24 protein-coding genes are annotated in these 23,039 nt (G+C 69.0%); 17 read left to right on the top strand and 7 right to left on the bottom strand.

Annotation, left to right across the window (positions count from 1 at the left end):
• Nucleotides 1-83 precede the first annotated feature (83 nt).
• Entirely contained in the window at nucleotides 84-431 is a 348-nt protein-coding gene (locus A3CE_RS0109185; RefSeq protein ID WP_020639784.1) for a hypothetical protein, read from the bottom strand.
• A gap of 165 nt (nucleotides 432-596) precedes the next feature.
• Between A3CE_RS0109185 and A3CE_RS0109180 the strand changes: the two genes are divergently transcribed.
• Together A3CE_RS0109180 and A3CE_RS0109175 are read left to right on the top strand one after the other, a co-directional pair.
• Nucleotides 597-1,481 carry a universal stress protein gene (locus A3CE_RS0109180; RefSeq protein WP_020639783.1) on the top strand — a complete coding sequence of 295 codons (885 nt, stop codon included), beginning with the start codon at nucleotides 597-599 and terminating at the stop codon, nucleotides 1,479-1,481.
• Between the two features lie 2 nt (nucleotides 1,482-1,483).
• On the top strand, nucleotides 1,484-2,119 hold the full coding sequence (locus tag A3CE_RS0109175; RefSeq protein WP_026468309.1) for a CBS domain-containing protein: 636 nt from the start codon (nucleotides 1,484-1,486) through the stop codon (nucleotides 2,117-2,119).
• 63 nt (nucleotides 2,120-2,182) lie between these two features.
• Here A3CE_RS0109175 and A3CE_RS54955 read toward each other — a convergent pair whose 3' ends face one another.
• Together A3CE_RS54955 and A3CE_RS50620 are read right to left on the bottom strand one after the other, a co-directional pair.
• The gene (locus A3CE_RS54955; RefSeq protein WP_084641427.1) at nucleotides 2,183-2,422 is read right to left on the bottom strand and encodes a DUF2188 domain-containing protein; all 240 of its coding nucleotides are present in this window, start codon (nucleotides 2,420-2,422) and stop codon (nucleotides 2,183-2,185) included.
• A 168-nt stretch (nucleotides 2,423-2,590) separates the two neighbouring features.
• On the bottom strand, nucleotides 2,591-3,325 hold the full coding sequence (locus A3CE_RS50620; RefSeq protein ID WP_020639781.1) for a hypothetical protein: 735 nt from the start codon (nucleotides 3,323-3,325) through the stop codon (nucleotides 2,591-2,593).
• Nucleotides 3,326-3,488: 163 nt separating this feature from the next.
• Here A3CE_RS50620 and A3CE_RS59555 point away from each other — a divergent pair, with 163 nt between their 5' ends.
• Complete coding sequence (locus A3CE_RS59555; RefSeq protein WP_026468308.1) at nucleotides 3,489-4,259, top strand: hemerythrin domain-containing protein; 771 nt, start codon at nucleotides 3,489-3,491, stop codon at nucleotides 4,257-4,259.
• Between the two features lie 260 nt (nucleotides 4,260-4,519).
• On the opposite strand, the gene A3CE_RS54950 is transcribed toward A3CE_RS59555, so the two are convergent.
• Both A3CE_RS54950 and A3CE_RS56350 read right to left on the bottom strand, forming a co-directional pair.
• Nucleotides 4,520-6,352: an ATP-dependent nuclease gene (locus A3CE_RS54950; RefSeq protein ID WP_084641425.1), complete on the bottom strand. Its 1,833-nt coding sequence runs from the start codon at nucleotides 6,350-6,352 to the stop codon at nucleotides 4,520-4,522.
• A gap of 212 nt (nucleotides 6,353-6,564) precedes the next feature.
• Nucleotides 6,565-6,885: a zinc metalloprotease gene (locus tag A3CE_RS56350; RefSeq protein ID WP_125592162.1), complete on the bottom strand. Its 321-nt coding sequence runs from the start codon at nucleotides 6,883-6,885 to the stop codon at nucleotides 6,565-6,567.
• 218 nt (nucleotides 6,886-7,103) lie between these two features.
• On the opposite strand from A3CE_RS56350, the gene ppk2 reads away from it, so the two are divergent.
• Both ppk2 and A3CE_RS56345 read left to right on the top strand, forming a co-directional pair.
• Complete coding sequence (gene ppk2, locus A3CE_RS0109150) at nucleotides 7,104-7,916, top strand: polyphosphate kinase 2 (RefSeq protein WP_020639778.1); 813 nt, start codon at nucleotides 7,104-7,106, stop codon at nucleotides 7,914-7,916.
• Nucleotides 7,917-7,932: 16 nt separating this feature from the next.
• Entirely contained in the window at nucleotides 7,933-8,124 is a 192-nt protein-coding gene (locus A3CE_RS56345; RefSeq protein ID WP_125592160.1) for a hypothetical protein, read from the top strand.
• Here the strand turns inward: A3CE_RS56345 and A3CE_RS0109145 are convergent.
• Nucleotides 8,048-8,653, bottom strand: coding sequence for a hypothetical protein (locus tag A3CE_RS0109145; RefSeq protein ID WP_020639777.1), 606 nt, complete (start codon nucleotides 8,651-8,653; stop codon nucleotides 8,048-8,050). The genes A3CE_RS56345 and A3CE_RS0109145 overlap by 77 nt on opposite strands.
• A gap of 135 nt (nucleotides 8,654-8,788) precedes the next feature.
• Here A3CE_RS0109145 and A3CE_RS0109140 point away from each other — a divergent pair, with 135 nt between their 5' ends.
• From A3CE_RS0109140 to A3CE_RS0109090, 11 genes are all read left to right on the top strand, one after another.
• Entirely contained in the window at nucleotides 8,789-9,598 is an 810-nt protein-coding gene (locus A3CE_RS0109140) for a universal stress protein (RefSeq protein ID WP_020639776.1), read from the top strand.
• 19 nt (nucleotides 9,599-9,617) lie between these two features.
• Entirely contained in the window at nucleotides 9,618-10,229 is a 612-nt protein-coding gene (locus A3CE_RS0109135; RefSeq protein WP_020639775.1) for a CBS domain-containing protein, read from the top strand.
• 32 nt (nucleotides 10,230-10,261) lie between these two features.
• On the top strand, nucleotides 10,262-10,792 hold the full coding sequence (locus A3CE_RS0109130) for a flavodoxin domain-containing protein (protein WP_020639774.1): 531 nt from the start codon (nucleotides 10,262-10,264) through the stop codon (nucleotides 10,790-10,792).
• Nucleotides 10,789-12,198, top strand: a complete 1,410-nt coding sequence (locus tag A3CE_RS0109125; protein ID WP_020639773.1) for a DUF4389 domain-containing protein — start codon at nucleotides 10,789-10,791, stop codon at nucleotides 12,196-12,198. The genes A3CE_RS0109130 and A3CE_RS0109125 overlap by 4 nt, the downstream gene beginning before the upstream one ends.
• Before the next feature lie 12 nt (nucleotides 12,199-12,210).
• Nucleotides 12,211-12,489 carry a DUF1918 domain-containing protein gene (locus A3CE_RS0109120; protein WP_020639772.1) on the top strand — a complete coding sequence of 93 codons (279 nt, stop codon included), beginning with the start codon at nucleotides 12,211-12,213 and terminating at the stop codon, nucleotides 12,487-12,489.
• Entirely contained in the window at nucleotides 12,473-13,384 is a 912-nt protein-coding gene (locus tag A3CE_RS0109115; RefSeq protein ID WP_020639771.1) for a universal stress protein, read from the top strand. The genes A3CE_RS0109120 and A3CE_RS0109115 overlap by 17 nt, the downstream gene beginning before the upstream one ends.
• Nucleotides 13,381-13,788 (top strand): hypothetical protein, encoded by a 408-nt coding sequence (locus A3CE_RS0109110; protein WP_020639770.1) that lies wholly within the window; start codon nucleotides 13,381-13,383, stop codon nucleotides 13,786-13,788. Before A3CE_RS0109115 ends, A3CE_RS0109110 begins: the two co-directional genes overlap by 4 nt.
• A complete protein-coding gene (locus A3CE_RS50615) occupies nucleotides 13,785-14,918 on the top strand; it encodes a CHAD domain-containing protein (RefSeq protein WP_026468307.1) in 1,134 nt (377 codons plus the stop codon). Before A3CE_RS0109110 ends, A3CE_RS50615 begins: the two co-directional genes overlap by 4 nt.
• 69 nt (nucleotides 14,919-14,987) lie before the next feature.
• Nucleotides 14,988-15,599 carry a CBS domain-containing protein gene (locus tag A3CE_RS0109100; protein WP_020639769.1) on the top strand — a complete coding sequence of 204 codons (612 nt, stop codon included), beginning with the start codon at nucleotides 14,988-14,990 and terminating at the stop codon, nucleotides 15,597-15,599.
• Nucleotides 15,596-16,501, top strand: a complete 906-nt coding sequence (locus A3CE_RS0109095; RefSeq protein ID WP_020639768.1) for a universal stress protein — start codon at nucleotides 15,596-15,598, stop codon at nucleotides 16,499-16,501. The genes A3CE_RS0109100 and A3CE_RS0109095 overlap by 4 nt, the downstream gene beginning before the upstream one ends.
• Nucleotides 16,498-18,843: a phosphoketolase family protein gene (locus A3CE_RS0109090; RefSeq protein WP_020639767.1), complete on the top strand. Its 2,346-nt coding sequence runs from the start codon at nucleotides 16,498-16,500 to the stop codon at nucleotides 18,841-18,843. Before A3CE_RS0109095 ends, A3CE_RS0109090 begins: the two co-directional genes overlap by 4 nt.
• A gap of 43 nt (nucleotides 18,844-18,886) precedes the next feature.
• On the opposite strand, the gene A3CE_RS0109085 is transcribed toward A3CE_RS0109090, so the two are convergent.
• A complete protein-coding gene (locus A3CE_RS0109085) occupies nucleotides 18,887-21,382 on the bottom strand; it encodes a vWA domain-containing protein (RefSeq protein WP_125592158.1) in 2,496 nt (831 codons plus the stop codon).
• A gap of 6 nt (nucleotides 21,383-21,388) precedes the next feature.
• On the opposite strand from A3CE_RS0109085, the gene A3CE_RS50610 reads away from it, so the two are divergent.
• Nucleotides 21,389-23,017, top strand: coding sequence for a lipase family protein (locus A3CE_RS50610; RefSeq protein WP_125592156.1), 1,629 nt, complete (start codon nucleotides 21,389-21,391; stop codon nucleotides 23,015-23,017).
• Nucleotides 23,018-23,039: the final 22 nt, after the last annotated feature.

Raw genomic sequence — 23,039 nt, 5'->3', positions numbered from 1 at the left:
AAGTCACCGGCGAGAAGGACTTCCGGCCGCAGGTGAGCACCCGAGCCGACGCGCGGGGATTCCTGCTGGACCGAGCCGGACGGTCATGGACGTCCGGCCGGGGCCCGCAGGTGCCGAACGGTCGAGATCACCCACAACGTCGTGACCAGCGCGATCAGCACAGCGAGCGTGACACTGTTGCCGGTCACGAGCGTGAAGACGGCAATTAGCAGTGCGGCCGCACCGAGCGGGGCACTGAGCCATCGCGCCACGCCGGTCCACAGCCACGAGCCGAGCACGCAGGCGGCCAGGCCCAGTACCAGTGCGGTGGCCGCCATCGCGCGGGGCCCATGCACCCACAGGGTGCTCCCGTCGGCCAGGTATTCGATGTACAGGGCGATGGTGAACAGGACCGGTACGGTCGCCACCGCGTCTCGCCATTCGCGTTGCATCGCACGACACCTCCTCCCGCTCACCATGCGCCCGCGGCCTGGTCGCCGGGAGCTGTCGAAAGTCCCCGGACGCGGGGACGAACGACCGCATCCGCCGGCCGCCGCCGCGTCCTACCTTCGGATCGGATGCGTGGTCCGCGCACCGGAACCCGGAGGAAACACGTCATGAGCGCAACCGGAAACCCGCCGATCGTCGTCGCCGTGGACGGTTCGGAGACCGCCGCGGCGGCCGCGTTGTGGGCGGCCGGGGAAGCAGCCCGCCGGCACGCGTCCCTGCTCGTCTACACCGCCTACGGCTTGGAGGACGTGGCGTTCGGCGGCAAGGTCTATCCGCCGTCGGACTGGCTGGCGGTCAAGGAGGCCGAAGCAGACCGGCTGCTGCGGCAGACCTGGGCCACGCTCGAAGCCGCCGTGCCGGGGCTGGCCATTGCGACCGAGGCGAGTGACCGCGGCCCGGTTCCCGGCCTGCTCGAAGTTTCGGAGCGAGCCCGGATCCTCGTCACCGGCGAACCGGTCGGGGCGATCGCGGGCCTGTTCAGCGGCTCGCCCGATGTCGACCTCGCCGCGCGGGCGCACTGCCCGGTCGTGGTCGTCCGCGGTACGGAGAAGCCCGGCGGCCCGGTCGTCGTGGGTGCCGACGGCAGCCCTTTGAGCGAAGCGGCGATCGCCTGGGCCTTCGAGGAGGCCTCGATCCGCAACGCCCCGCTCGTCGCCCTCTACACCTGGCACGACGGCGACACCGCCGGCCTGTTCAGCGACGGCAATGTCGCCTTCCAGGGTGAATCCCTTCAGGACTCGGGCCGTCGCCTGCTCGCGCAGCGGCTCGCGGGTTGGCAGGAGAAGTACCCGGACGTCCAGGTCGAGCGCCGCGTCGAGCACGACAAGCCCCGCGCCCGCCTGCACGAGGTGAGCCGTGACGCGCAGCTGATCGTCGTCGGCAGCCGTGGCCGAGGCGGCTTCACCGGGCTGGTGCTCGGCTCCACGAGCCAGGCTCTCCTGCACCACGCGGCCTGCCCGGTCATGGTCGTCCGTACCGAGAAAGAGGTTTGATGATGAACGCCGGCAAGGTGTCCGCGGTGATGACCGCCAACCCGATTACCGTTTCCCCGCAGACGCCTTTCAAGGACATCGCCCAGCTGCTCACCGGCAACGGGATCAGCGCGGTCGGCGTGGTCGACAAGACCGGCGCTTTGGTCGGCGTCGTCTCCGAGGCGGACTTGCTCCCGCACCTGTGGGAGGAGCGCAAGCCCCGGTGGCGCGACCGCCGGCTGGCCCGCAAGGCCACCGCGTGCGTCGCGAAGGACCTGATGACGAGCCCGGCCGTCACGATCGACGTCGAGGCGACACTCGCCGCCGCCGCCGCGCAGTTCGCGCACAGCGGCATGCGCCGGTTGTTCGTGCTGCGCAACGGGAAGGTGGCGGGTGTGGTGTCCCGCCGTGACCTGGTGGCGGTCTTCACTCGCGGCGACAGCGATCTCGAGCGCGAGGTCAGCGAACGGGTGCTGCGGGATCAGCTCGGCCTCGGGCCGGACCGGGTCCGCATCGAGGTGCGGGCCGGGATCGTCACGGTCGTCGGACGGGTGGAGCGCCGCAGCGACATCGACCCGGTGACCCGGCTGATCCAGGAACTGTCCGGGGTGGTCGAGGTGCGCAATCGCCTGGACTACGTGTGGAACGACGTCGCCTGAGCCGTGTACGACGAAGGGCCGCCGTCCACCCAGGACGACGGCCCTCGTCGTAGTGCAACTCGTTCAGTGCTTGTCGCGCGGCGGATTCGGGTCGTGTCCCTTCGGAGAAGTGTCCTTCTGCCGGATCTGGCCGTCTCGGCCGTGGACCACGGTTTCCCCGCCGGTGTTCGCGGTGATGCCGCGAGCCCGTGTCGTAGCCTCCGCCTGGGTCCGAGTGTGAGCACTTGCCCGGCTCGCGCCCGGCTTCTTCACATCCCAACCGCCTTCGGGGTTGGGTACGACGTGACGGTCTTTGTCACTCATGCCGATTCTGCTCCTTCCGCAGACGTTCCCCGCACTGTCGCGGGTAGGTCGTTGGTCAGAGCAGATCACTCGGAACCCGTTGATCACAACGTGTTTCTGTGGGAGGCACCTCCGGCGCGGTCGGCGGTCGGGTGCCGTGCTTAAGAGGTACGAGGGAATCTCTCCGCATCACCGGCCGCGCAGCTCGGCCGGCACCGGAAGCCCCACGCCGTACGGGTGGGCGAGCGGCCGCAAGACCTCACCGATCGGTCGCCTCGGGGTCGCCGGGAGCGGAGCCGCGCCTTCGGGGAGATACCCGACGCGTACGACGAGCTGGGGTTCTAGGGCGCCGCCGAGGACGCAGTCGCGGATCAGGCCGCGGGTGCTGGTCAGCTCCAGCGGCTCGCTGATCAGGCAGCTCGCGAGGTTCAGCCGGGTCGCCGTAAGCACCACCGCGCTGGCCGCCTCGCCCGCGCGGAGCCGGTCGGCCGGTTCGTCACCCGTCGTGGCCAGCACGGTCAGGACGGCGCCGTCCTGACCGGCGGCGTCGGTGAGCTGCGCGTCGGCGAAGTCGCGGACCCGCGGTGCGGAGGCGACCGCCCGGACCGCGTTTTGTGCGGGCACCCCGTCGGGGCTGTAGCGCTTGCCGCTCCAGGCCGCGAGTTCGATGCCATAGTCCGCGTCGGCCCGGTGGAGTTCTTGGGCCGCTGCGGCTGCGCGGGTCAACGCCGACAGCTGCGGAGCGTCGTCCAGGAAACGCAACAGCGCGCCGTGGTCGGTGGCGCTCTTCGCGAGGAGCACCTCGTCGCGCGCCGGCAGCGGGCGCCCGGCGAACCGGCGGCGGTCCGAGCGGCGCCGGGGGATCGCCGCGGCCAGTGCGATGGCCGCCCTCACCGTGTATGCGCGGGGCAGGTGCTGGTCCATCGCTCCTCCTCGGGTCGGGTTGCCTCCATGCTCGTCCGGGTCGGTTGCAGGCCCCAGAGCCGAATTGCTTCCACCACAGGCCGGGGTTGAGGCCCTTGGACTCTTTCCCGCTCGTGGTCGGCGGCCGACCCTGGACGTCCGATCCGTCCGCCAGGAGGTAGCCGTGCCGCACCCGACCGATCCGTTGACTCACCCGGGGAACGCCACGCGCTCGACGAGCTCTGCTCACCGGGACAGCTCGGCCCCGTCGCGGCTCCGGGAGTTCGCGCTGCTGGCGACGGTGCTGGCGCTCGTCGCGGGCGGGGGTGCCGCGTGGTGGGCGGGTGCGGGTACCGCCGCGAACATCGTGTGGGCGGCCGCGGACGCTGTCACGCTGGTGCCGGCGGTCGTGTGGGTCGCCGCCGATCTGCGCGCCCGTCGCTGGGGTGCCGACCTGCTCGCCGTCCTCGCCCTCGCGGCCACCGTGGCGGTCGGCGAGTACCTCGCCGGCGCGATCGTTGCCGCGATGGTGGCCACCGGCCGGGTGCTCGAGGCCGGTGCGCAACGGCGGGCGAGCCGGAACCTCACGGCGCTGCTGGACCGCGCGCCGCGCGTGGCCCACCTGCGCACCGCGGCCGCGGACCAGGCTGCCCGCACGGCGACCCGGCTGCTGACCGAAGAGCTGCTGCCGCACGAACAGGCCGAGGAAACCGAGCTGTACCCGGCGTTGGCGCGAGCGCTGGGCGGCCCCGAGGGCACGGTCACGATGAGCCGCGAGCACGCCGAGATCGGCCGGCTGGCCCGGCGGCTGCAGCGGCACCTCACCGAGGCGCCGGACGGGATCCAGGCCGACCAGGTCGACGACCTCCGGGCCACGCTCTACGGGCTGGATGCCGTGTTGACGTTGCACTTCGCGCAGGAGGAAGAGGCGTACTTCACACTGCCGTCCTCATGAGTCCAGTTTACGGGTGTTTGGTTCCTTGCAGTGGCATGTGGCGACCAGGGCAACCCGCGCCGACACGACACTGCCACGGTGAACTATCGCCTGTCGACTCTGTGTGGCTCGGTCGGGCCGGCTCGGCCGCCCACCACGAAGAGGCGTTGGCCGTGACCTTCTTGCGGAGCTGCTCGAAGCTCACCAGCTGCTCGGTTCCTCAACTGGCCTCCGTCCAGACTCGCCGACCAGTCGTTCCGAAGTACCTACCGTTCATGCTACTAAAGGATTTGCAGGTTCGTTACGGCAGCATTGATTTGGCGGAGGGCATCGGCCATCTCCGGAGCGATCTCACCGACTCGGTGGGCTGACGCGAGTGAACGAGATGAAACGGACTTCTTTCCTTGGGTCTGCAGCCAGTCGTTGAGGCGAGCGATAACCTGCTTTGCAGGGCAATGGTAGAGGCGAAAGGTTAGATCGGTCCATTCTTCATCGAATTCTGTTTTAAATTTTGCCGTCACATCCACGGCATGTCGGGAGCCGCTCTTTTCTTCCTGAATTCGGTCGCCTAGAAGGCGGCTGAAGACATCGTTCTCCATCGCGAGCGTGGCGTTTGACAGCGCCTCTGTCGCCTCTGCCTCGGTGAGGCCGGAAAGGCGCGCAATCACAGACGGTGTTAATAGGTAACTTTCCAACTCCTTGCGTCGCCAGATGTGTGCAGATATACCGGCTTCATCGAAGTCTTGCTCGATACCCGAGATTGCTGCATTACTTCGGTAGTCTCGGTCCGGTAGAATGTGTACCTTGATTGCCTCTGGTAGCAGCTCGTCGCGCAGCCACGTGAAGGGTGCTACGTGGTTGAATCTTGAGAAGCCCTCGAGCTTGATTACGGTTATGCCTTTTTCCAGCTCGATATTGGCTAGCCGAAGGGTTTTTGAGAATCGACGAATGACTGCCATGTCCTGCCCTTCGACAAAAAGGACTACTCGTGATCGCAGGGCGCGTGCGAGTCTTAGGTTGAAGGCTGTTCCTAGTGTTGAGGAAAGCTGTTCGAGAGTGGCCTCGTCGCGAGCTCTTCGAGCGTTCTTTCTTCCTTTTTCGACAAGCGTGACCAAGCGGGGTTCGGCTTCGGCGGCGATCTCCGATGAGTGTGTTGCGACGATTATCTGCCTGCCTGTTGCTTCCAGTAGATGGACAAGTCTTCGTTGAAGATCGGGGTGAAGGTAGACCTCGGGTTCGTCCAGGATTATTGTGTCGAAATCGCGGACGCGGTAGATGTGGTAAAGCAGTTGAAGCCAGACCTGGATCCCATCTCCGGCCCAAACAAGCTCTTTTTCGGCACGACTGCCCGGCTCGGTGTGGTAGACGTCGAGGACTACGCCTTCCGAACCTGATCCGAGATGCTGACCGAAATTCGTAAACTGGATTCCATCAATCCATGGTTCAGCGAATTCCAAGAATGAATCAAGTTTGTTGGATTTATTGAGCAATCGCAACTGATTGCGAAAGTGACGGCTACTAAGGCGACCGGAAATGTTTCGCTCGACATAGCCGTCTTGCAGTTGACTTTCCGTATGGTCAATCGGGTTTAGAATGGGAATCACACCCAATTCAGGGAATGCCTCTCGGGCCTGCTTGACATCCCTGACCGGTAGTCCAGGCTTCCGCTCTAGGTAGAAGAAGGGTTCGCTAGTCTCGTCGTCTTCCTTTGGCCACACTGCGACCAGTCTGGCGCCGCTTTTCCAGGTCAGTTCAAGCCGTGCTTCATGGCCACGGAACTCATATCTCACGCTTTCACGCAAAGCCGGAAATTCCGTCAGGGGAATTGGCCATATTGGATATTTCCGATCACCATCCACTCTGGCGTCGTCGGGCTTCCGTCGTCGGGCAAGGCGGATCAGTACATCGGCGACACGGAGGGCGGTGAGTATCGTGGACTTTCCGGCATTGTTCGGGCCGATGAGGTAAGCGCCGCTGCCAAAAGTCAGTCGAAAATCTTGGAAGGCGCGAAAATTACGGAGTCTCAGGTCTTTCAGTATTTCCACGTCGTCAAACCCGCAGATCGATTGGTCGAGCTGGTCATCGTGTGTGCTCCGTAAGTCTGCTCTGTTCATTCCTGGAGGTGGATGGTACACCCGCGGTAATCGTCGGTGGGTTCTATTGGTACTGAATTAGCCAACGTATTCTCAATGATGTTGGTGTTCTGCCAACCAGTGATCGTTGTGGTCGGCGGCCAAAGTGGATCACGACGAGGTGTCCTACCTGGAAGGACGTGAGGTGCGTCAGGTGGCAGCAGGTGTGAAAAGGGTCGATGAGTTGCTGATATTCACTCGACTGGGTGAACATTGATCAAGTGTCCGTTGTTGGCTGTCCGCGGTCGAAGATCGTTTGACCATGTTGAACGTGGACCGGCGACGGCGACCGTGAACACAGTCCTGGGATCCGGCGGTTCGCCGGGCATTGCGGTGCTGCCGCCGAGCAGGCACAGCGTGATGTGGTCGACGATGAGCCCACGGTTACGCGCCACGAGTGCGTCGCTGAGTTCGTACGCCAGCAACGACGCGAGGAACACCGCGGACCCGGTTAGGCCGGTCGCCCAGTAGACGAGGAGGGACGACCCGGCGCGGCTTCCGGACTGCGTCAGCACCTGGGCAGCAGGCCCATTATCAGGAGCGTGGACCAGTGCGCGCCGTTGCGGATACCGGCCAGGCGCCCGAGCGGGAACGTGACATGCGAGCCCACACGATGCTCCCCGCGGGCGCGGGTGGAGAGAGCCGCACCGCCTCGATGTGAAGGACTAAAGGCCCCCGCAGCGCCGACGTCGGACCGCAGACCGCTGCTCGGTGGCTTCGTAGCGTCAAGAGCATGGCGGGTAGGAAGAAGACGCGGATTCCGCGCGAAGTCTACGAGCGGGAGCTGCTGCGCCTGCAGGCCGAGCTGGTGAAGCTCCAGGAGTGGGTGCGGGCCCAGGGGGCGCGGCTGGTCGTGGTGTTCGAAGGACGGGACGCGGCCGGCAAGGGCAGCACGATCAAACGCGTCACCGAGCACCTCAACCCGCGGGTGGTGCAGATCGCCGCGCTGCCGAGCCCGACCGAGCGTGAGCGCACGCAGTGGTACTTCCAGCGCTACATCGAGCACCTGCCCGCGGCCGGGGAGATCGTGCTGTTCGACCGCAGCTGGTACAACCGCGCCGGCGTCGAACGGGTGATGGGCTTCTGCACGCCCGAGGAACACCGCCGATTCCTGCAACAGTGCCCGATCTTGGAACGCCTGCTCATCGACGACGGCATCCTGCTGCGCAAGTACTGGTTCTCGGTCAGCCTCGACGAGCAGGAGCGCCGGTTCCGCGCCCGGATCGACGACCCGATGCGCCGCTGGAAGCTCTCGACCATCGACCTGCAGTCGGTGACGCACTGGGAGGACTACTCGCGGGCGAAGGACGACATGTTCGTCCACACCGACACCGCCGAGTCGCCTTGGCACGTGGTGGAAAGCGAGGAGAAGCGGCGGGGCCGGCTGAACATGATCGCGCACCTGCTCTCGACCGTGCCGTACTACGAGGTGTCCCGCCAGGCGGTCTCGCTGCCGCCACGGCCCGAACCGACCGGCTACTTTCGGCCGGACCGGCGGCTGCAGACCTACGTTCCCGACCACGCGGCGAGCCTGTTACCGCGCTGAACCGAGGAGGAAAACCATGGATGCCAAGGAGAAAGCGGTCATCGAAGCCGAGGCACGCCGGGACGTCGCCGAACGCGGCCGGCACGGTCCGAAAGTGTCCCGGTACCTGCACGTGGTGGAGCACCACGCGGTCAAGGAGAACGAGGAGGACGTCGTCCCGGCCGCCGAGGACGAGCCTCGGCAGCCGGTGGGGGAGCGTCAGCCCTGATCGGTGCGCGCGTAGGCCGCGAGTGCCCGCGCTGCCGGGCGCTCGCGGCGACTGTGCGGACCAAGGCTGTGTGCACGGCACCGATCGCCGGTCGGGCGACGCGCCAGTAGCGGCGGAACTTCAGCCAGCTCTCCGGGTCGGTCATCGCGACCCTCGTGTGCACGGTCAGCAGCGTGCGGTGCGGGCCGTACGGGACAACCACCACGGCCAGGACGATCTTGCCGTAGCCGGGTCCCTCGAACTCGGCGAAGTCATCGGCCTCGACACGCCGCCACGGGCTCACCGGCTTCCCGGACTTGCCCGCGACGCCGAGGGCGAACTCGCTTCCCGGCCGGTCGCCGAGCAGGACCCACGGCAGCGTGCGCACCCAGCCGGCGACGGACACGATCCTGCCTCGGACATCGGTGAAGTCGAGCTCGCGTGCGGCGGCGTAGATCTCCGCCACCGGCGCTTCCACGATGGCGGTGCGCGCCAGCTCGAAGTGCGGGTGCGGGAGGAAGTGATCGATCAGGAGGCCAGGTCCGGTCATCGTCCCAGCGTCGGTGAACGGCGGCCGGGAGGCAGGCGGATTTGGTCCCCGGTGAAAGGGACTTCGTGCTCTGACCGGTGAGTACGTCCGCGCGCGATGCTGGCCGCAGGAAATCGCGACGACAGGAGGACACCGATGAGCGCAACCACGACCCGGCCGGTGGTCGCCGGGGTGGACGCCTCGGCGGCGTCGCTCGCCGCGATCCGGTGGGCCGCCGGCGAAGCGGCGTATCGCGCCACGACGTTGCAGTTGCTGCACGCCTGCATCTTCGAGGGCGCGCCGGCCCGGGCGCACGACGAGTCGGAACTCTTGCTCGAACACGTCCACCGCGCGCTCCGCCGCGGCGCCGAGATCGCCCGCGAAGCGGCTCCGGGACTCCAGGTGGAAACCCAGGTCCAGGTCGGCCTCGCGGTCGACCTGCTGGTGGCCGGGTCGGCCGGCGCGGGCCTCGTCGTGGTGGGCTCCCACGGCCTGGGTGGTCTGCGCGGCGCCCTGATCGGCTCAGTTGCCCTGCGGGTCGCCGCGGAAGCGGCGTGCCCCGTGGTGGTCGCGCGGGGGCATTCCCGTCCGGGTGGCCCCGTGGTCGTCGGGCTGGATGCGACCGACTCGAGCGAGCATGCGCTTCAGTTCGCTCTCGACGAGGCCTCGGCGCGCCGCGCGCCCGTGCTCGTCGTGCACGCCTTTCCGGACGGCACCGACGACATCGAACAGCGCGGCCTGGAAGCGCGTGTCGCGACCTGGGCCCGCAAGTACCCGGCGCTGGAGATCACCGCACGGGCCGTGCGGGATCGGATCCCGTCGCGTGCCTTGTTGCACGCCGCCGAAGACGCCCTGCTGGTCGTCGTCGGCACCCGTGGCCGCGGTCCGGTCGCCGGCGGGGTACTGGGTTCGACCGGGAACGCTCTGCTCGCGCACGCGGCCTGCCCGGTCGCGGTCGTGCACTGAACCGAAGTGAGGAACCGCCATGAAGGCACGCGACATCATGACGAGGCCGGTCGTGCGGGTCGGCCCGGGAACCCCGGTCCGCGAAGCCATCGTGATGCTCACCGAACACTGCGTCGCCGCGTTGCCGGTGGTGGGCGAAGACGACGCGGTGCTGGGCGTGTTCACCGAAGCCGACGCGCTGCGCAGCGGCGTTGCCGGAAAGGGGCCGTCTCCGGACGTGCTGGTGGCCGCAGTCATGACCACGCCCGCGGAGACGGTCGGCCTCGACACCGACGTCACCGAGATCGCCCGGCGCATGCTGGGCGACCGGCGGCGGAGCATCCCGGTGGTCGACGACGGCGTGCTCGTCGGCATCGTCAGCCGCCGCGACATGCTCAGCCCGCTGGTGCGCCAGGACGATGCGATCGCTGCGCACCTCAATGCGCTGCTGTCCGACTACGCCGGTCATCGCGACCGGTGGGCGGTCTCCGTCACCGGCGGGATGGTGACGATCCGCGGCACCTTCACCGACGAAGCCGAACGCCGCGTCGTGACCGCGTTGGCGAAGACGGTCTACGGTGTCGTCGGCGTCGGGCTCCGGGAAGAGACCTCGGTGACTTTCGGCGAGTCCCGCGGGGCCGTTGGCCCCTAAGCCGAGTGGCCCGGCCGCGCGAGGCTTGAAGCATGAGAATCCTCGTCGCGGTGGCCACCCGGCATGGCGCCACCAGGGAAATCGCTGAAAACATCGCCACCGCGGCCACCTCCGCGCTGACCGACGCCGGGGTCTGGTCAGAGGTCGAAGTCCGTGACGCGAGCTTGGTGACCTCGACCGACGGCTTCGACGCCGTGGTCGTCGGCTCCGCCGTCTACATGGGACACTGGCTCGACCCGGCCACGAAGTTCGCGGAAGCGTTCGAGGTCGAACTGCGCCGCGTCCCGGTCTGGGTGTTCTCCAGCGGACCCGTCGGCGATCGGGACCACCCGACAGACGAACCGGCCGGCGCCGCCGACATGGTGATGCGGCTCGGCGCCCGGGGGCACCGGCTCTTCGGTGGAAAGATCGACCGTCACGCCCTGCGCCTCCCGGAACGTGCCATGGTCGCGGCCCTGCGGGTCAAGGACGGCGACTACCGTGACTGGCCGTCGATCCGGGCGTGGGGACGCGAGATCGGCATGAGCCTGGCGAAGGCCGAAGTGGCGGGGAGCGCGTCATGACCACTCCTCGCAGTTATCCGGTCCGGGTCGAAGCGACCCTGGACGAACCTCTTTCGCGCGGGTTGTGGCTGGTGAAGTGGCTGCTGGCCGTCCCGCACTACTTCGTCCTGGCGTTCCTGTGGTTCGCCTACCCGTTCGTCACGATCGCGGCCTTCTTCGCGATCCTCGTCACCGGCCGGTATCCGCGGCCGCTGTTCGACTTCACCTCCGGGGTGCTGCGCTGGAGCTGGCGGGTGCAGTACTACTCCTACGCCGCGCTCGGGACCGACCGGTACCCGCCGTTCACCTTCGCCGACGTCCCGGATTACCCGGCCCGGCTGGAAATCGTGTATCCCGAGCGGCTTTCGCGCGGGCTGGTGCTGGTCAAGTGGTGGCTGCTGGCCATCCCGCACTTCATCGTCGTCGGCTTGTTCGCCGGCGGTGGCAGCTGGCTGGCCTTCCGTTCGGGTGACGACAACGGCTTCGACTGGGCTGCCGGTGGGCTCGTCGGCGTGCTGGTCCTGGTCGCGGGCGTGGTGCTGCTGTTCACCGGCCGCTACCCGCGGCCGATCTTCGACTTCGTTCTCGGTATGGACCGCTGGGTGCTGCGGGTGGCGGCGTACGTGTCGCTGATGACCGACGAGTACCCGCCGTTCCGGCTCGACATGGGCGGCGCCGAGACCGGCCACGAGCCGCCCCACCCGCAGCCCCACCCGGTCCGGCCGGGAAGCTGGACCGCCGGGCGGATCGCCGCCCTGGTGTCCGGGGCCGTGCTGGTGCTCGGCGCGATGGGCCTGCTGACCGGCGGCGGCACGCTGCTGTGGGCCGACCGCACCCAGCGGGACGCCGACGGCTACCTCGCCGGCGCTACGACGCTGGTGGCGAGCGGCTACGCGGTCACGACCGATCCAGTGCAGCTGTCCGGCGCGCCGGACGCCGTGGCGGTCATCGGCGACGTCCGGATCCGCGCCACCGCCACCGACGGCCGCCCGGTCTTCGTGGGCATCGGCCGCTCCGCCGACGTCGCCGGCTACCTGGCCACAACCGAATACGCGACGGTGAGCGGCGTGACCGGCAACCGCGCGAGCGACCGGGTGCACCCCGGCGGCTCGCCGGCCACTCCGCCCGGCGACGCCGGGGTGTGGACCGCGGCCGCGTCCGGCCCGGGCACGCAGAGCGTGTCCTGGCCGGTGGGTGCCGGGCAGTGGACCGCCGTCGTGATGAACGCCGACGGCTCGCGTGGGATCTCCGTGCGCGCCGAAGCCGGGACGACCGCACCAGGGCTGGGTTGGATCGCCCTCGGCCTGCTGCTCGCCGGCGCCGTGGTGCTGGCCGCCGGTGCCCTCCTGATCGGGATCGCCGTGCACCGCGCCTCGCGGCGACCGGGCACTCCCACCACGCCCGAGCAGTCCACTGTGGATATTTGAGGAAGGAACACCATGCACGCACAGCCGGGCGACTGGCTCGTCATCAAAGGGCCGCGGGTCGACGCGTCCGACCGGCGGGGCCGGATCCTCGAGGTCCACTCGGCCGACGGCACGCCCCCGTACGTCGTCCGCTGGACCGCCGACGACCACGTGTCGACGGTCTTCCCCGGGCCCGACGCGGTCGTGTTGACCGCCGCCGAGGAGCAGGCTGCCGAAGAGCGGGCCCGCACCCGCCTCGACCGGGTTCAGCAGCTCATCCACGAGGAGGACAGCGATGTCCGGATTCGTTGACGGCGCGATCGTCGCCGGGATCGACGGCTCGAGCTCCGCGGTGCAGGCTGCCGTGTGGGCCGGTGCGGAAGCGGTCCGCCGCGGGCGTCCGCTGCGGCTGGTGCAGGTCTACGCGCTGCCGCAGGTGAAGGCGCCCGTCGCGTTCGGGACGCACGAGCAGGTCCGGGCCGGGCTGGCCGAGCGAGCCGAAGGCTGGCTGGCCGAAGCGCGGAACGCGGTCTTGGCCGGGTACGTCGGCCTCGACGTCACCACGGCGGCCCGGGAGTGGAGCCCGGTCACCGCTCTCGTCCAGGAGTCGCAGCACGCCGAACTGGTCGTGCTCGGCTCACGCGGGCTGGGTGGCTTCACAGGCCTGCTCGTCGGCTCGACCGCCGTCGCCGTGGCGGCGCACGCGCACTGCCCGATCGTGGTGGTCCGAGGCCGGACCCTGCACGACGCGCCGCCGGACGCCGGGCCAGTGCTCGTCGGCACCGACGGTTCGGCCGACAGCGAGGCCGCGATCGCGTTCGCGTGCGAGGAAGCGCGGCTGCGCGACACCAGGCTCATCGCGGTGCACACCTGGAGCGACATCCTCGCCGACGGCATGCTCCGGGCACACCCGCTGCAGGAGGATCCGGCGGAGATCGCGGCAGCCGAGCGCGTCAAGCTGGCCGAGCAGGTCGTTGGCTGGCAGCGCAAGTACCCGGAGGTGGCGATCGAGCTCGAGGTCGTCCGTGGACGACCGGTGCGCACGCTGCTGGAGCGCGGCGAGAACGCGCAGCTGATCGTGGTCGGCTGCCGCGGCCGCGGCGGGTTCACCGGGATGCTGCTCGGCTCGACGAGCCAGGCGCTGATCGCGCACTCGCCGTGCCCGGTGGCGGTCGTGCGGCCGCAGCGGACCGGGAGCGGGACATGACCACGCTGCGGACCCGGGCTACGATGCGCCTGCTGGCCGTGTTCGAGACGCTGTTCGCAGCGAGCGCGGTGTACGGCGGGATAGCGCTGATCGCCGGCGCGCCGGGCTTCACGATGCCGGTGGAGTGGCTGGCGCCGCTGGGGCTGACCAGCTGGGTACTGCCCGGGATCGCACTGGCGCTCGTCGTCGGCGGGACATTCGCCGGGGCCTCGGTGTTCGCCTGGCGGGGCGATTCCCGCGCGCCGGGCACCGCGCTGGCCGCCTGCGCGGTGCTCACCGCTTGGCTGGCGATCCAGTTCGGCGTGATCGGCGTGCGTGCTCCGGTGCAGTGGATGACCGCGGGGCTGGTGGTCGTGCTGCTCGGGCTCGCGCTGCTCGCCCGACGCCGGTTGGCGCCATCATGACCGCGACGGTCACCGACACCGCGTTCTTCGACACCGATTTCCTGCGCCTGCTGCGCGGCGGCCTGGCACTGAGCGTGCACGCCGGTGACTGGCGGCTCGACACGCCGGACGGCCCCGTACGGTTCGCCGGCTCGGACCTCGGTGTCCCGCCGGCCCTTTTCCGGTTGCTGCGGGCCTACACCCGCGACGACGAGCTGGTGCCGGTGGCGCACCTCTCCGGAGGCGGGATCAGCCGGCTGCGCGAGGCGGTGGGGGATCGGATCGTTGCGCCCGCTCGTCCGCCGGACGGTGCCGCCCGCGGTGTGGTCCTCCGGCACTTCCGCACGCAGCTGGCCGCGCTCGCCGCCGCGGATCTCGCCGTCCGGCAGGGCCGCCCCGACGCGGTGCACCGGATGCGGGTGGCCGCGCGACGGCTGCGAGGCGTCCTCTCGGCGTACTCGGAAGTGCTGGGCGGGCGGAAACTCGTGCGGGAGGTCAGCCGCTCGTTGCGCTGGCTCGGCGGCGAACTCGCTCCCGCCCGCGACACCGAGGTCCAGTGGGCGCGTTCGTGCCCTTGGGCGGACGAGCGTTCGGACGCCTACTCCGTGGCTCTCGCCGAGCAAGCCGGCGCCTGGACCCGGTGCGCCCTGGACAGCCGTCGCTACGTGCAGCTGATGAACGCACTGGACGTGCTCGAAGTGGTGCTGGCCGAAGAGCCGCGGCGCAAGTGGCGGAAGGCGGCCCGCCGCCCGGCCGCGAAGGTGCTGCCCGGCTTGCTCCACATCGCGGCCACGGACGTCGACGAGCGGGTAGCCCGGGTGTCTGCGCTCCCCGCGGGGCCGGAGCGCGACCACGCCGTCCACGACGTCCGGAAGGCCGCCAAAAAGGCCCCGCTACGCGCTGGAGGCCGCCGGTGCGAAGCCCGCTCTGCCCGGGTTCCAGGACCTGCTCGGCGAGTTCCAGGACGCCGTCGTCGCGCGGGAGCACTTGCACGCGCTGGGGGTCCGGGAAGGCCCGGTTCACGATGGCGAGGTTGCCGCGGCCGCCCGCTGTGTCCAAGCATTGCCTGCGGCGTGGCACGCGCTACGCGGGGGCCTTCGTCCTTTGTGGACGTGATCCCGCGAAGGGACGTAAGTCCTCACGACCGGTGACCGACGCCAGCGGTGACCCGGGCTCCGCCTTCCTACGTTGGGAGGTGACACGAAAGGCAGGAACCCCCGATGCGAGCACGCGACCTGATGACCGCGCCGGTGATCACCGTGCACCCGTGGACGTCCGCGAAGGAAGCGGCCGAACTGCTGGCCGCACACGGCTTCACCGCCCTTCCCGTGGTCGACGACGACGATCGGCTGATCGGCATCGTCACCGAAGCCGACCTGATCCGCGGCCGGATCCCGGTGGATCCGCGGCACGCCCACGAGCACCACGAAGCCGCGCCCGCGGGCAAGACCGTGGGGGACCTGATGACCAGTCCCGTCACCGCGATGAGCACCGGGACCGACGTCGTCGACCTGTGCCAGGCGCTGGTGGACGCCCGGATCCGCGCGATGCCGATCGTTGACGGCTCGGCCGTGGTCGGCATCGTGACGCGTGGCGACATCGTGCGCGTGCTCGCCCGGGAGGACGTCGAGATCGCTCGCGACGTCAAGCACCGCTTGGAGATCTACGGCGGCAGCGGCCGCTGGCAGGTCGACGTCCACGACGGGCTCGTACACATCACCGACCAGTTCGACGACGACACCGACCGGCACGTCGCCCAGTTGCTGGCGCTCGCCGTACCCGGGGTCGTCGCCGCAGAGACCGCTTACGCGGGTGAGGAGCAGACACGATGAGCGCCACCGAACCGAGGATCACCGTGGGCGTGGACGGCTCGGCGGGTTCGACCGCCGCCGTCGCCTGGGCGGCGAACATCGCTTCCCGGCGTCACCTCCAGCTGAAGATCGTGCACGGGCTGCAGATCGCCGGCCTCTACTACGGCGGCGGGATGACCGGCATCGGCGCGGCGACGCTGTTCGAGGCGGTCCAAGCCGACGGGGAACGCGCCATCGCCGATGCCCGCGCCCTGGCCGCGTCGGTCGACAAGGACTTGGTCATCGTCACCGACCTGCCCAACGACCCGCCGGTGCCGATGCTGATCGACGAGTCGCGGAACGCCCGGATGCTCGTCGTCGGCCGGACCGGCACCGGTGGGTTCGCGGACATGCTCGTCGGTGGCACCGCGGCTTCGGTCGCCGCGCACGCGCACTGCCCGGTCGCCGTCGTCCGCGGGCGCCACGACTCGACGGATGTCCCGGAGTCGGGCCCGGTCGTGGTCGGCGTCGACGGCAGCCCGAACAGCGAGCAGGCCTTGGCCGTCGCGTTCGAGGAAGCTTCGCTGCGCGGCGTGCCGCTGGTCGCGGTGCACGCCTGGAGCGACATCACCTACGAGGACACCCGCGCCACCGCCCGCATCCTCACCCAGCCGGAAACCCTGGAAGAGGGTGAGCAGCGGCTGCTGACCGAGCGGCTGGCGGGCTGGCAGGAGAAGTACCCCGACGTGGAGATCGGCCGGAATCTGGTCCGTGACCGGCCGCGGCACGTCTTACTCGAGGAGAGCGAGACCGCCCAGCTGATTGTCGTCGGCAGCCGGGGCCGGGGTGGGTTCACCGGAATGCTGCTGGGGTCGACCAGCCAGGCGTTGGTGCAGCACGCCGGGTGCCCCGTGCTCGTCGTCCGCCCGGAGCCGACGAAGTGACCGCGCTCGCCGCCCGCCCCGCGGTGCTCGGCAGCACCGAACTCGCCCAGGTGGACGCCCTCTGGCGGGCCGCGAACTACCTCTCGGCCGGCCAGATCTACCTGATGGCCAACCCGCTGCTGCGCGAGGAACTGCGGCCCGAGCACGTCAAGCCGAGGCTGCTCGGGCACTGGGGCACGTCACCCGGCCTCAACTTCGTCTACGCGCACCTGAACCGGGCGATTCTGACTCATGACCTGGACGCGATGCTGGTCACCGGCCCGGGCCACGGTGGTCCGGCGCTGCTCGCCAACACGTGGCTGGAGGGCAGCTACACCGAGGCGTGGCCCGAGGTGACGCGGGACGCCGAGGGCATGCGGGAGTTGTTCAAGCAGTTCTCCTTCCCCGGCGGCGTGCCGAGCCACGTCGCCCCGCAGGTGCCCGGGTCGATCCACGAAGGCGGGGAGCTGGGCTATTCGCTGGCGCACGCCTTCGGCGCGGCGTTCGACAATCCGGATCTGCTCGTCGCCTGCGTGGTCGGTGACGGCGAGGCCGAGACCGGTCCGCTGGCGACGTCGTGGCACGCGAACAAGTTCCTCGACCCCGTCCGCGACGGGGCCGTGCTGCCGATCCTGCACCTCAACGGCTACAAGATCGCCAACCCGACCGTCCTGTCGCGGATCCCACCTGCCGAGCTGGACGCACTGCTGCGTGGCTACGGCTACGCCCCGATCTACGTCGAAGGCTCCGATCCGGAGTCGATGCACCAGGCGATGGCCGCGGCGCTGGACTCGGCGGTCGCCACTCTCGCCGAACGGCGCGGTGTGTGGCCGATGATCGTGCTGCGCAGCCCCAAGGGCTGGACCGGTCCGTCCGTTGTGGACGGAAAACCGGTGGAGGGCACCTGGCGTGCCCACCAGGTGCCGCTGGCCGAAGTCCGCACGAACCCGGAGCACCTGAAGCAGCTGGAGGAGTGGCTGCGGTCGTACCGCCCGGAAGAGCTGTTCGACTCCCGCGGGCGGCCCGTCGCCGAAGTCATGGCGACGGTCCCGGCGGGGGAGCGGCGAATGGGCGCCAATCCGAACGCCAACGGCGGCATCCTCCTGCGGCCGCTCACCCTGCCGGACACCTCGGCCCACACCGTCGCGGTCCCGAGTCCGGGGGTGACGGTGGCCGAGCCGACCCGGGTACTGGGCCGGTTCCTGCGGGACGTCTTCGCGCTCAACGCCGACCGGGCGAACTTCCGCCTGTTCGGCCCGGACGAGACGGCGTCCAACCGGCTCGACGCGGTCTACGACGTCACCGGCAAGCAGTGGCAGGCCGCCGTCGAACCGGTCGACGAACACCTCACGCGGGACGGCCGGGTGCTGGAGGTGCTCTCGGAGCACCTGTGCCAGGGCTGGCTCGAGGGCTACCTGCTGTCGGGGCGCCACGGGCTCTTCTCGTGCTATGAGGCGTTCGTGCACATCGTCGACTCGATGGTGAATCAGCACATCAAGTGGCTGCGGGTGCACCGGCAGATCCGGTGGCGGCGGCCGGTGGCGTCGCTGAACTACCTGCTGACCTCGCACGTCTGGCGGCAGGACCACAACGGCTTCTCCCACCAGGACCCCGGGTTCGTCGACCATGTCGCGAATAAGACCTCCGAGGTCGTGCGGGTGTACTTCCCGCCGGACACCAACACCCTCCTGGAGGTGTCGGCACACTGCCTGCGCAGCCGCGACTACGTCAACGTCGTCGTCGCGGGGAAGAACGACACGCCGAACTGGCTGGACGCCGAGCAGGCGGCGCTGCACTGCGCCCGCGGGGCGAGCATCTGGGAGTGGGCGAGCACGCACACCGACCGCGAACCGGACGTCGTCCTCGGCTGTGCGGGCGACGCCCCGACGCTGGAGGTCCTGGCGGCAGCGAAGATCCTGCGACAGGAACTGCCGGAGCTGGCGGTACGGGTGGTGAACGTCGTCGACCTGATGCGCCTGCAGCCCGAGGCCGAGCACCCGCACGGGCTCGGTGACCGGGAGTTCGACGCGCTGTTCACCCCGGACCGCCCGGTGATCTTCGCCTACCACGGCTACCCGTGGCTGATCCACCGGCTGGCCTACCGGCGCACCAACCACGCGGGCATGCACGTGCGCGGCTACACCGAGCACGGGACGACGACCACGCCGTTCGACATGCTGGTGCTCAACCACATGGACCGCTTCCAGCTGGTGATCGACGTGATCGATCGGGTCCTGGGGCTGGTGGCGACGGCCGGCCTGCTTCGGCAGAAGATGACCGAGGCTCAGGGCCGGCATCGCCAGTGGATCCTCGCCAATGGGGAGGATCTCCCGGAAGTGCGCGACTGGACCTGGGAGGGCTGAGGCGTGACGACCGCGGCCGTCCTGGCCGCGGCGCACGGTTCGGTCAAGCCGGCCGCGCCCGGGTCTGTGCCACGATCGAGGCCAACGGCAGCAGGGTGAACTCGGGGACCCTTGTCCACCCCGGATTCGTCCGTTCCAGCCAGTCGTCGGCGACGAGCACGCGGCAGCCGAGGTCGAGCAGTGCCTGCGTCTCCTCCTGCACGTCGATTCGATAGCGGCACTCCCGGACCGGGTGCGCCGGGGCGTCCGTCAGGACGAGGACCGTTCGGGGCCCGATCTCGGTGACGAGTTCGCGGCAACGTCGCATCGCGTCTTCGAGAGCTTCTTCGATGTCCCAGCCGTTCCCCAGAGGGAGGTCCTCCGCAGCGCTGAGGGCATCGGCGAGGGTGGGAAACGGCCCGAGCGAACGGAGGAGGAAGGGTTCGTCACGGCGGTGGTCGGTGTAGGCGATGACACGGAACTCGTCGTAGGCGGCGTCGAGGACGCCGTCGAGCAGTGATTCCCGTGCCCGGAGCAGTCGGCCGTCCATGCTCGCCGTCCGGTCCACCACCAGGACGAGGCCGGTGAACGGCGATTGCCTCGTGCGGCCCGGCGGGGTGACCACTTCCTGAACGGTCTTCAAGAAGGCCTCGGGAATGTTGCCCGGCCGGAACTGCTCGGCAAGCCGGACTCGCGCCCACGCGCTGCCGTACTCGGCATCGGGATCACTGCCCTGGCGGTAGTCGCAGTGGTTGACCACCCAGGTCACCTCCGGCCGGAGGTTTACCGCGTAGCGGTCGGCGACGCCAAGGGCGGTCGAGGGGCGGGTCTCACCGGAGTGGCTGCCGCGTGGCATCTTGATGCGGTCCTTGGCCTCGACGACGACCAATTCCCGGCGGTACGGCGGCGGGGTCGACACGGTGACGTCCGGTGTCAGCTCGCCGTCCGCGGTCCGGCACCGAGGCTCGTGCCACACGTGCAAGGTCAGGTTCGGCTCCTTGCCGTGTTCCAGCCGGCAGGCCGGCTCGTCCGCGGCTCCCCGCGACAGCACCCACACCCCGTCCGGCCCGGGCGCACCCACCAGGTGCGGCACCCAGCCGCCTTGTTCGCAGACGTCGATGGTGGTGCAGAGCACCCATACCTCGTAGAGCAATTCCCGCTGTCGCCAGAGCGGGAGGTTGAGGAATTCTTCGAAGGATTCCAGGACTTCGGTGGCGTCGGCGGACCCGGTCGGGTGGAAGACCGCGGAAGCCAGCCAGTCGGCCGCTTCGCGGCTCGCGTCGGCCAGCGTGGTCAGCCAGACCGTGAGGGCACCCGGATCGGCGAGGAATTCACGTTCGAGCTCCGGACGGGATCGCGGTCTCCACTGACCGCGGCGCCATTCCGCGACGAAGCCCGCTAGGCCACCGACAGCCGTCCCATAGCTTCCCGCTGCCTCCACGATGACCGGCCGCAGGTCGTTATCGAGGCCGACATCCATGCGACCTTCGATGTCCGTGACCGACATCGACTCCGCCGCGGTGGTGACCACCCGGGAAATCCGGTAGCGCTCGACCTCTGCTTCGACCCGTCGGGCAATGTCGTGCGGCGATTCGGTGATGAACAGCTCACCGGTGAGGTCGGAGGTGTCCGTCGGCAGGGAATCGAGGTGCGCCAGGTGGATTCCGACGAGCCACCGGGCGACCGAGACCAGCTGCTCACCGGCCGCTGTGGCGGCTGCCAGGGCGTCGACCGCACTTTCCCAGTCCCCGGAGGGGAAAGTTTGTTCCGTGCGGGCGCCTCCGGCCACGCGAGAAGCGACCTCGGACCGGATCCAGGCGAGGGCCAGCAGACCGTCCAGAAGCTGGATTCCGTTCCTCGAACGAACCGGCCAGCTTCCGTAGAAGGCACCGTTGTCGACCACGATGAACGACCGGAGCGCATCGTGGTCGATCCGGCCGATCTCGAAAGTCGTGAGGCGTCGCTCGAGCGTTCGGATCCGTTCGATGAACTGCGGGCTGATCTCCAGCTGTTCCTCGTCCACGTCGGCTCGTCGGAGCCGGAAAGTTTCGCTCGTTCCGCTGGTTGTCGCGGAATAGCGGGCCAGGTGCTGGTAGATCTCGTCGACCATGTCGACGAAACGACCGCCGCATCGCACGACCTCGCTGAGCAGAGCACCCGCGGTGGGCGCGGCGCCGGCCAGCCGCTCGGCGGCAGCTTCCCGGAGAACCGTGGCACGGTCGGTCGTTTGCCGAGGTACCCCGCGGTCCAGGGCGGCGAACTCCATTCCGAACGCCGAGAACAGGTCGTCAATAACGTCCCGCTCATTCTTCCCGGTGCCCAATTCCAGTGCCTCGACGACCAAGGTGGCCAAATCTCTTCGGATTTGTTCGTCGCTCATGGCGGGATGATAGCCTTTATTGCTGGTGTCCCGCACCGGTGAGCACGGATGGAGGGCCGCATGGTGGCGGAAGAGGGAGCGTGCGTCGCGCGCCGTAAACTCGCTGTCCCGGCGGATGCGGCGTGGCAGGTCCTGAGCACCCGGGCGGGAATGCGGCGGTGGCTCGCTGAACCGTCCCATCCGGGGATGGTGGTCGGCGCGCCTTTTCCCCGCAACGGGAGCATGCCGGGACAAATCGAGGAAGTCGGGCCGGGCGCGGTCTTCCAGGTGAGTTTCCCCAGAGGGGAACGCGCCTCTTTGGCAATCCGGGCCGACGGGGAACGCAGCGAACTCGTCGTGACCGCCCGGGGTGGCGATGCCGCCGCGGCGGAGGGGTGGTCCGCGGTCCTTACCGGAGCTCAGTATCTCATCGACGAGGTACGGAAAAGGCGCCACGCGAGGCAGGCCGTGGTGGTTGTTCACGGAATCGGGAACCAGCGGCCGATGGCGACCCTCAGGCGGTTCACGGCTGCGCTGGCCGGCCCCGGTGAGATGTGGAGCAAACCGGACCGGGTATCCCGCTCGTATGAGCTGCGGCGACATCAGCTGCGAGGCACGCACGACCGGCCCAGCACGGACATCTTCGAGCTCTACTGGGCGGACAAGGTGCCCGGGACGAAGCTGAAGCAGATCACCGCGTGGCTCCGTTCGCTGATGCTGCGCCGCCCGGCCGACGTCAGCCGGCGGCTGCGTCCGGTCTTCTACCTCTCCTACGGTGTGCTCCTCACCTTGGTGATCGCGAGCGTGCTGCTGGCCGTCGCCGTAGGTGTCGACGGGGTGAGCCGGCTTTTCTCCGGTGTCGCGGGTCTCGCGAAGATCGGGTGGGTCAGCTTTCTGCTGTCGGTTGCCGGCGCAGCGGTGAACACGGTGATCATCTCGACTCTGGGGGACGCGGCTCGATACTTCGACGACGTACCGGACAACATCGCCGTCCGCCAGTCCATCCGCGACAGTGGGATGTCGCTGCTGCGCAGGCTGCACACGGAAGGAAAGTACGATCGGATCGTCGTCGTGGGCCATTCACTGGGCAGTGTGATCGGCTATGACCTGATTTGCAGGTACTGGCTGGAGGTTCATCGATCACACGGCCGGCCGCCGATCGTCCAGCAAGCAGCTCGGCAGGAGTTCACCGGCTGGCTCGGCAAGTCGATCGACACGCAGGCGGATTCGAACGGCTACCGCGAGGCGCAACGAGACCTGTGGCGCGAATACCGCCGACTGGGCCAGCCTTGGCTCATCACGGATCTGATCACCCTGGGCAGCCCGCTGACCTTCGCGGATACGTTGCTGGCCCGGTCGCCGGACGACCTGCAAACCCGAGTCGCCCAGTTCGAACTGCCGGTGTGCCCGCCGCGATACGACGCCGGCGAGCTCACCGTGAACGAAAAGTACCTCGTGGACGGGCACATGCGGTCGATCAAGATGCTCAATCACGGAGCGCCGTTCGCGGTGGTGCGCTGGACGAACCTGCACTTTCCGGCGCGGTGGCTGCTCTTCGGAGATCCGATCGGCGGGCCGCTGGCGCCGGTTCTGGGCTGTGGGATCAAGGACGTCCCGGTGACCACGTCACCCTGGATCCGCCGGCGGACACCGTTGGCACACACAGCCTATTGGCGTCGGCCGCCGGACGACAAGAGTCGGTCGGCGGACGACAAGAAGCCCGAGGCCACGCGAGCGCTGCTCGACGCGATAGAACTGGATTCGGGCCGATGGCTCGACAAGCACATGGCCCAGATGCCATGGCAATACTTCATCGCCGAGGAGGCCGGCGTGTGACGTGAGCCGTGACGAGGTCTCC

This window comes from Amycolatopsis balhimycina FH 1894 (genome assembly GCF_000384295.1).
Taxonomy (GTDB): Bacteria; Actinomycetota; Actinomycetes; order Mycobacteriales; family Pseudonocardiaceae; genus Amycolatopsis; species Amycolatopsis balhimycina.
Note: the sequence above shows the minus strand (reverse complement) of the source record. Positions and strands in the feature narration are given on the sequence as shown.

Excerpts from the sequence above, each read along its gene's own strand:
- A3CE_RS0109185 (WP_020639784.1), bottom strand. The coding sequence starts at position 431 with ATGCAACGCGAATGGCGAGACGCGGTGGCGACCGTACCGGTCCTGTTC.
- A3CE_RS0109180 (WP_020639783.1), top strand. The coding sequence starts at position 597 with ATGAGCGCAACCGGAAACCCGCCGATCGTCGTCGCCGTGGACGGTTCG.
- A3CE_RS0109175 (WP_026468309.1), top strand. The coding sequence starts at position 1,484 with ATGAACGCCGGCAAGGTGTCCGCGGTGATGACCGCCAACCCGATTACC.
- A3CE_RS54955 (WP_084641427.1), bottom strand. The coding sequence starts at position 2,422 with ATGAGTGACAAAGACCGTCACGTCGTACCCAACCCCGAAGGCGGTTGG.
- A3CE_RS50620 (WP_020639781.1), bottom strand. The coding sequence starts at position 3,325 with ATGGACCAGCACCTGCCCCGCGCATACACGGTGAGGGCGGCCATCGCA.
- A3CE_RS54950 (WP_084641425.1), bottom strand. The coding sequence starts at position 6,352 with ATGAACAGAGCAGACTTACGGAGCACACACGATGACCAGCTCGACCAA.
- ppk2 (WP_020639778.1), top strand. The coding sequence starts at position 7,104 with ATGGCGGGTAGGAAGAAGACGCGGATTCCGCGCGAAGTCTACGAGCGG.
- A3CE_RS56345 (WP_125592160.1), top strand. The coding sequence starts at position 7,933 with ATGGATGCCAAGGAGAAAGCGGTCATCGAAGCCGAGGCACGCCGGGAC.
- A3CE_RS0109145 (WP_020639777.1), bottom strand. The coding sequence starts at position 8,653 with ATGACCGGACCTGGCCTCCTGATCGATCACTTCCTCCCGCACCCGCAC.
- A3CE_RS0109140 (WP_020639776.1), top strand. The coding sequence starts at position 8,789 with ATGAGCGCAACCACGACCCGGCCGGTGGTCGCCGGGGTGGACGCCTCG.
- A3CE_RS0109135 (WP_020639775.1), top strand. The coding sequence starts at position 9,618 with ATGAAGGCACGCGACATCATGACGAGGCCGGTCGTGCGGGTCGGCCCG.
- A3CE_RS0109130 (WP_020639774.1), top strand. The coding sequence starts at position 10,262 with ATGAGAATCCTCGTCGCGGTGGCCACCCGGCATGGCGCCACCAGGGAA.
- A3CE_RS0109125 (WP_020639773.1), top strand. The coding sequence starts at position 10,789 with ATGACCACTCCTCGCAGTTATCCGGTCCGGGTCGAAGCGACCCTGGAC.
- A3CE_RS0109120 (WP_020639772.1), top strand. The coding sequence starts at position 12,211 with ATGCACGCACAGCCGGGCGACTGGCTCGTCATCAAAGGGCCGCGGGTC.
- A3CE_RS0109115 (WP_020639771.1), top strand. The coding sequence starts at position 12,473 with ATGTCCGGATTCGTTGACGGCGCGATCGTCGCCGGGATCGACGGCTCG.
- A3CE_RS0109110 (WP_020639770.1), top strand. The coding sequence starts at position 13,381 with ATGACCACGCTGCGGACCCGGGCTACGATGCGCCTGCTGGCCGTGTTC.
- A3CE_RS50615 (WP_026468307.1), top strand. The coding sequence starts at position 13,785 with ATGACCGCGACGGTCACCGACACCGCGTTCTTCGACACCGATTTCCTG.
- A3CE_RS0109100 (WP_020639769.1), top strand. The coding sequence starts at position 14,988 with ATGCGAGCACGCGACCTGATGACCGCGCCGGTGATCACCGTGCACCCG.
- A3CE_RS0109095 (WP_020639768.1), top strand. The coding sequence starts at position 15,596 with ATGAGCGCCACCGAACCGAGGATCACCGTGGGCGTGGACGGCTCGGCG.
- A3CE_RS0109085 (WP_125592158.1), bottom strand. The coding sequence starts at position 21,382 with ATGGGACGGTTCAGCGAGCCACCGCCGCATTCCCGCCCGGGTGCTCAG.
- A3CE_RS50610 (WP_125592156.1), top strand. The coding sequence starts at position 21,389 with ATGGTGGTCGGCGCGCCTTTTCCCCGCAACGGGAGCATGCCGGGACAA.